General features: G+C 72.6%; 4 protein-coding genes and 1 pseudogene. 1 reads left to right on the forward strand and 4 read right to left on the reverse strand.

The annotated features are described in order from the left end of the window. Nucleotides 1-17: 17 nt before the first annotated feature. Nucleotides 18-2,672, reverse strand: coding sequence for a penicillin acylase family protein (locus ACZ6RT_RS08765; RefSeq protein ID WP_470152690.1), 2,655 nt, complete (start codon nucleotides 2,670-2,672; stop codon nucleotides 18-20). Between the two features lie 18 nt (nucleotides 2,673-2,690). Here ACZ6RT_RS08765 and ACZ6RT_RS08770 point away from each other — a divergent pair. Then, nucleotides 2,691-2,906: pseudogene (locus ACZ6RT_RS08770) on the forward strand (RraA family protein); the annotation flags it as partial. Nucleotides 2,907-2,944: 38 nt separating this feature from the next. On the opposite strand, the gene ACZ6RT_RS08775 reads toward ACZ6RT_RS08770, so the two are convergent. From ACZ6RT_RS08775 to cysS, 3 genes are all read right to left on the reverse strand, one after another. Continuing rightward, nucleotides 2,945-3,892 carry an aldose 1-epimerase family protein gene (locus ACZ6RT_RS08775; protein ID WP_399187954.1) on the reverse strand — a complete coding sequence of 316 codons (948 nt, stop codon included), beginning with the start codon at nucleotides 3,890-3,892 and terminating at the stop codon, nucleotides 2,945-2,947. A 121-nt stretch (nucleotides 3,893-4,013) separates the two neighbouring features. After that, entirely contained in the window at nucleotides 4,014-4,490 is a 477-nt protein-coding gene (locus tag ACZ6RT_RS08780; RefSeq protein WP_399187952.1) for a GNAT family N-acetyltransferase, read from the reverse strand. A gap of 243 nt (nucleotides 4,491-4,733) precedes the next feature. After that, complete coding sequence (gene cysS, locus ACZ6RT_RS08785) at nucleotides 4,734-6,113, reverse strand: cysteine--tRNA ligase (RefSeq protein WP_399187950.1); 1,380 nt, start codon at nucleotides 6,111-6,113, stop codon at nucleotides 4,734-4,736. Between the last annotated feature and the right edge of the window lie 250 nt (nucleotides 6,114-6,363).

Consider the following 6,363-nt stretch of genomic DNA (forward strand, 5'->3'; position numbering starts at 1 on the left):
GGGGCCCGGGCCCGCCCTCAGGGGGTCAGGACCAGCGTGTGGACGGCCGCCTTCTTGACCGACTCCGGGCGGGAGAGCATCGGGACGGTCCGCCCGTCCGCCCACAGCGGGGCCTGGTCCCAGTAGTTGTCGTGGAAGGCGTGCCCGGAGGCGCCGGTCAGGTTGATCCAGCGGGACCCGTCCAGGTCCGCCAGGTCCACGACCATCCGCATGGACGGCAGCCAGCCCACCGTGTAGTCCTCCTGCACGTCCCAGCCGGCGGCGTTGACCGCGTCGTCACCACCGGCCACCGGGAACGGCCCGCGGTTGAAGAGCCACTCGATCGGGCCGATCCCCGAGGTGCCGAAGGTCTGGTGGACGAGCTCCAGCGAGTGCAGGTCGCCCCAGCGCCAGTCCCCGGGGTCCGGGCCGAGCTCGGCGGTCAGCTCGTCGTAGGCCGCGGCCATCGCCCGGCGCAGCATGTCGTCGCGGGTCTCGGCGCGCGGGGTGGCCCGGTCGTCCCAGAACGCGTCGTCCGGCCGCTCCAGCATGACCCGTACGACCTCGAACCAGCGGTCGCCGCCGTCGGGCCGGGCACCCTCGGGCAGGTCGTCGTTGAAGGTCTCGATGAGCAGGTGGCGCCAGACGGCGTTAAAGTACATGGCCGGTGCCGAGCCCGCCCCCTGCGAGTGGTCCCACCCGCGCAGCAGCGCGAGGGCGTCCCGGACGGGCCCGGCCACCTCGACGGCCGTCAGCCTGGGCACCAGGAAGCGGGCGAAACCGTTGTGGTCGTCCTGCTGCAGCGCGCTCATCGCCGCGACGTCCACCTTGCCGTCCTTCACCGCCCGGCCCAGGCGGTCCAGGATGCGCCGGGAGCGGTACCCGTAGGCCCAGTCCCTGGTGAGATCGTGCGGGTAGCGGTCCGGGTCGACGACCGCGTTGTTCGCGGTCACGATGTAGCCCTCCGGCGGGTTGTAGACGCTGGGCAGCTCGTCGAAGGGGATCGTCGACCGCCAGGCGTACTCGCCGGTCCAGCCCGGCACCGGCCAGGTGCCGTCGCCGCGGGTCCGTACCGGGATGCGGCCCGGGGCCTGGTAGCCGATGTTGCCCGCGGTGTCGGCGTAGACCAGGTTCTGCGCGGGCACCTCGAACCCGCTCGCCGCCCTCCTGAACTGCTGCCAGTCCTGCGCGGTGTTCAGCGCGAAGATCGAGTCGGCGGTCCTGCCCGGTTCCAGGGCGGTCCACTGGAGCGCGACCGCGTCGGCCTCCTGCCCCAGGACCGCGCCCATGCCGGGCAGCGTGCCCTCGGCGTCCTTCATGACGTCGGAGATGATCGGCCCGTGCATGGTGTCGCGCACCGTGAGCCGGACGTCGGCGCCACCCGCCACCTTGATCGTCTCGACCCTGGTGGCCATCGGCTTCCAGTCGCCCATGAACAGGTAGGAGTCCTCCCTGGTCCGCTCCAGGTAGAGGTCGGCGACGTCGGGGCCGAGGTTGGTGAAGCCCCAGGCGACCCTGTCGTTGTGGCCGATGATCACCCCCGGCACGCCGGAGAAGGTGAATCCGGTGACGTCGAACGGGCACTCGGCGTTCTTGATCCGGCAGTGCAGCCCGGCCTGGTACCAGACCGAGGGCATCCCCGCCGACAGGTGGGGGTCGTTGGCCAGCAGCGGCTTGCCGGACCTGGTGTGCCCGCCGCCGACCACCCAGGAGTTCGAGCCGATGCCGGAGCCGCCCGACGGGTCGCCCATCAGGCTCGGCACCGCGCGCACGGCCGCGGCCGCCCTGGCCAGGGCCCCGGCCCCCGTCGCGACCCGGCCGTCCGGTGGCCCGTCCGGCCGCAGGGTCGGTTCGGGGGCCCGCTCGACCGGACCCTGGGTCGGTTCCGGGGCCCGCTCGCCCGGCCGCCGGGGAGGCTCGGTCGTCCTGGCCCCGGGCTCGGCGTCCTGGTCGAACCCGCGCTCGCCGAGCGAGCCCCGGGTGACGATCGGCGGGTTGGTGTCGTACGGGTAGTCGGGCCAGAGCTGTTCCACCCGCCCGCGCGGCAGCCTGCTCGCCGCGAGCGCGCGGCCGATCTCGCTGCCCATGTTGGAACGCAGGTCCCAGGCCATGGCCTTGAGCCAGGCCAGCGAGTCGACCGGGGTCCACGGCTCGGGACGGTAGTCCGGGCTGGTCGCCCGCAGCAGCACGTACTCCAGGCTCCGGTCGGCGAAGCCGCCGCTCTGCCGCATCCAGGCGTTCACCCCGGCCGCGTAGGCGTTCAGGTAGCGCCTGGTCCGCTCGTCGAGCAGGGGCAGCTCCTTCTCGGCCACCCGCCGCCAGCCCATGGTCCGGATGACCCTGTCCTCGGTCAGCGTCGCCGCGCCGAACATCTCCGACAGCCGGCCGGCGGTCACGTGGCGGCGGAAGTCCATCTCGAAGAAACGGTCCTGCGCGTGCACGTATCCCTGGGCCATGAACAGGTCGTCGGGGGAGTCGGCGTAGATGTGCGGGATGCCGGTCCCGTCGCGGTACACGGTGACCTTGGCGGTGAGGCCGTCCACGGTGAGCTCGCCACCGAGCTGCGGGAACGAGGCCCGCACGCCCCACACCCCGGCACCGGCGAGCGCCAGGCCCAGCACCAGGAGAACGGTGAGCACCCGCGCGGGCCACCTGAGCGCGCGGGGGAGCCGGGCATATGGGCGGAACCTCACGAAAACCTCCTAGACGGCATGGTCCCGCAAGTGTGGCACCACCTCCGCCGTCCCGGCATGATGATCATTGACGAAGATGCGGGCATGAGACTTTCGGCCGACGGCCTGGTCGACGCCCCGGCCGTCTCGAACGGCCGGTCCGGTGTCGTGGCCGACGGCGCCGTCCGTGACACCGTCGCCCTGGCCGGGCCGGACCTGGGGATCGAGGCCCTCGGGCCGAACCCGGCCAGGAGCGCCGAGAAGGGCGCCGCGCGGGGTGTTCGCGGCGGACGTCAGGCGGGGCCGATCCCCCAGCGGTGCACGGCACGGCCGCCGGGGGCCAGCCGGACGACGTCCTCGCCGGTGGCGAAGGCGTTCGGCGGGCAGCTCATCGGCTCCACCGCCAGCCCCTGCCTGCGGTGCTCCTCGGGCAGGGTGTCACCGGTGTAGAGCTGGAGCCATTCGATCCCCTCGCCCGCCCAGAGCTGGACCCCGCCGGTCCCGCCGGTTCCGTCGGTTCCGTCCGGGGAGGTCAGCCTGACCCGCACCAGCCCGTCGTCACCGCGCTCCAGGTCGGTGAACGCGGTGTCGAGCTCGGTCCCGCCGATCGGGCGGGCGGTCCGGAAGTCGTACTCGGTCCCCTTGACGTCCTTGCGGCCGGTGGGGATCTTCCGCTCGTTCACCGCGATCCACTGGGCGGCGGGCAGCTCCAGCACGGCCTCGTCGAGGGGGACGGAGGTGCCCGGGGCGCCGAGGGTCAGATAGGGGTGGGCCCCGAAGCCGTACGGCGCGTCGGTGGCACCGACGTTCTCCGCCTCGATCTCCACCTCCAGCCCGGTGGCGCTCAGCGCGTACCGGATGGAGAGGTCCAGGATGTGCGGGTAGCCGAGCTGGGGGAACAGCCGCAGCCCCATCCGGATCGAGGACTCCTCATGGGACAGGACCCTCCAGGGGAACGTCCGGGAGAAGCCGTGGATCGCGTTGCCCGTCTTGGGCTCGCTCAGCGCGAGCTGCCGCTCCTCGCCGTCGAAGGTGTAGCGGCCGTCCTCGATCCTGTTCGGCCAGGGGAGCAGGGGCAGCCCCGCCCCGCCGACCGGGGGCCGGTCGGCGGGGAAGTCGACGACGAGCGGCCTGCCGTCCTGGGTGAGGCTCCTGAGGCCGGCCCCGAGCTCGGTGATGACGGCCTCGAAGCCGTCGGCCGCGATGGTGTGCTGGGTCCCGGTGGGCGCGATATTCGTCACCCGGTCATTGAACACCCATCGATCACGGTCGTATCGCCGCCCCGTCCCGCAACGCCGCCGGCATCGGCCCGGGACCGTTCCGGGACCGCTCCAGCGCCTTTGCGGGACCTTTCCGGGACCGCTACAGCACCGTCTCCAGGACCGTGGACTGCACCGCGAAACCGTTCCTCCGGTAGAAGCGGACGGCGCCCTCGTTGCTCGCGTAGGCCGTCACCCCGGCGTAGCGGGCGCCGTGCAGGCGGGCCCACCGCCTGAACTCCTCCACGAGCCTGGTGCCGATCCCGCGGTCCCGATAGGGCGGCTGGACGTACATGCTGCCCAGGGTCGCGACGGTGACCGGCCGCATCGGGGTGGGCTCGGACAGCGCGCCGGTCAGGTGGCCGACGATCCGGTCGCCGTCCTCGGCGACCATCACCAGCCGGCTCGGGTCCTCCAGCGCGTCGGCGAAACGGGCCCGGCCGTGCTCCTTCGGCCAGTTCACGTTCAGGGCGGGATCACGGGTGCCCGCGTCCTCGGCGAACAGCGCCGAACTGCAGGCGACGATCTCGTCCAGATCCGCGATCGTGCCGGGTCGTACGGCGACGGTGCTCTCACTCATGGGCCGGACGCTACCGGTCGCGACCGACATTACGAGTGATCTGCTGCTTTCCCCCCTTCCGGGCGGGGCGGCGCTCTTTCCAGGGAGGTGAGCCCCCTCCCGGGAGACGGGTGCCCCTTCCGCGAGAGCGGGACTCTCCCGGGGACGGCCCTCCTTCCCGGCGAGAACCCGGCCTTCCCCGGGACGGCCCGCCTTGTCGGCGGGAACGGGTCCCGCGGCCCCGGCACGGTCGTCCCGGGGCCGTCAGGACCAGGTCTGGCCCTCCGGGGTGTCGGTGACCCGCACGCCGAGGGCGGCCAGCTCGTCGCGGAGCCGGTCGGAGGCGGCCCAGTCCCTGGCGTCGCGGGCCCGCGAACGCTGCTCCAGCAGCTCGGCGGCGCCCGCCGGGAGGCTCCTGGTCCTGCCGATGTCGATGGACAGGTCCAGGGCGAGGATCTGGTCGAGGTGCAGGAACGCCTCGAAGCGGGAACCGGGGGCCACCGACCCGTCGCGCTCCAGCTCGCGCAGGAGCCGCAGCGCCAGCGGGGTGTCGAGGTCGTCGTCGAAGGCGGCCTCGATCCGGGAGACCTGGTCGGCGGGCATCGGGCCGCTCGGGGACTCCGACCACTGGGCCACCAGGCCGCGCCAGCGCCGCAGGGTCCTGTCGGCGGCCCGCAGGGTGTCCCAGGTGAGGTTCATCTGCTGGCGGTGACGATGCTCCAGCAGCGCCAGCCGCACGGCCAGCGGGTCCAGCCCGGCCTCCGCCACGTCCTTGAGCAGGACCACGTTGCCGGTGGACTTCGACATCTTGCGCCCGTCGAAGAGCAGGTGCTCACCGTGCACCCAGTGCCGTACCACCTCGTGCCCGGCGGTGGCGTCGGACTGGGCGCGCTCGTCCTCGTGGTGCGGGAAGCGCAGGTCGATGCCGCCGGTGTGCACGTCGATGTGCTCGCCGAGGAAGCGCAGCGACATGGCCGAGCACTCGATGTGCCAGCCGGGGAAACCACGGCCCCACGGGGTCTCCCAGGTCGGCTCCCCCTCCGCGGGCTTCCACAGCGCCCAGTCGGCGTGGAACCGCTTGCGCGGGTCGACGCCCTCGATCCGGTGCGCGGGCCGCAGCTGGTCGAGCCGGTTGCCGGAGATCTCCCCGTACGTCGGGAAGGAGGTCGCGTCGAAGAAGACCGACCCGTCGGGCACCGCGTACGCGTGCCCCTTCTCGATCAGCTTGGCGATCATCTCGACCATCAGGTCGATGGTCTCGCTCGCCCGGGGCGAGTGGTCGGGCGGGCGGATGTTCAGCGCGGTCGTGTCCGCGAGGAAGGACTCCTCGTAGAACCGCGCGACCTCCAGAGGGCTGCGCCCCTCGGCCCGCGCCTGGGCGAGCACCTTGTCCTCGCCCGAGGAGTCGATCTCGGCGTCGTCGACCAGGTGACCGACGTCGGTGATGTTGCGGCAGGCCACCACCCGGACCCGCTGCCGCTCGCTGACCCGCCTGATCAGATCCGACAGTAGGTACGACCGGAGGTTGCCGACATGGGCCGACCTGTAGACGGTCGGGCCGCAGCTGTACATCCGCAGGGAACGGCTCCCCTCCGGCACGATCTGCTCGATCCGGCGATTCCGCGTGTCATACAGGCGCAACATGCGTCGAGCCTACGCCGCGACCCGACCCGGGCGCGGCCGTGCCTGGACCGAGGAGGGCGGGATCGTGAGGTACGAGCGATTTCGTCTGACGAGGGAAGGCATGGCCGTGTGGCGCCCGGGTCCGCGCTCGCGGAGCGGGCGCCGTGAGCAATGTCGCGGCCGTGCCTGGACCGAGGAGGGCGGGATCGTGAGGTACGAGCGATTTCGTCTGACGAGGGAAGGCATGGCCGTGTGGCGCCCGGGTCCGCGC

Source organism: Streptosporangium sp. NPDC050148 (assembly GCF_055586505.1).

Bases quoted from the DNA above. Each gene is read 5' to 3' on its own strand.
- ACZ6RT_RS08780 (WP_399187952.1), bottom strand. From the start codon at position 4,490: ATGAGTGAGAGCACCGTCGCCGTACGACCCGGCACGATCGCGGATCTG.
- cysS (WP_399187950.1), bottom strand. From the start codon at position 6,113: ATGTTGCGCCTGTATGACACGCGGAATCGCCGGATCGAGCAGATCGTG.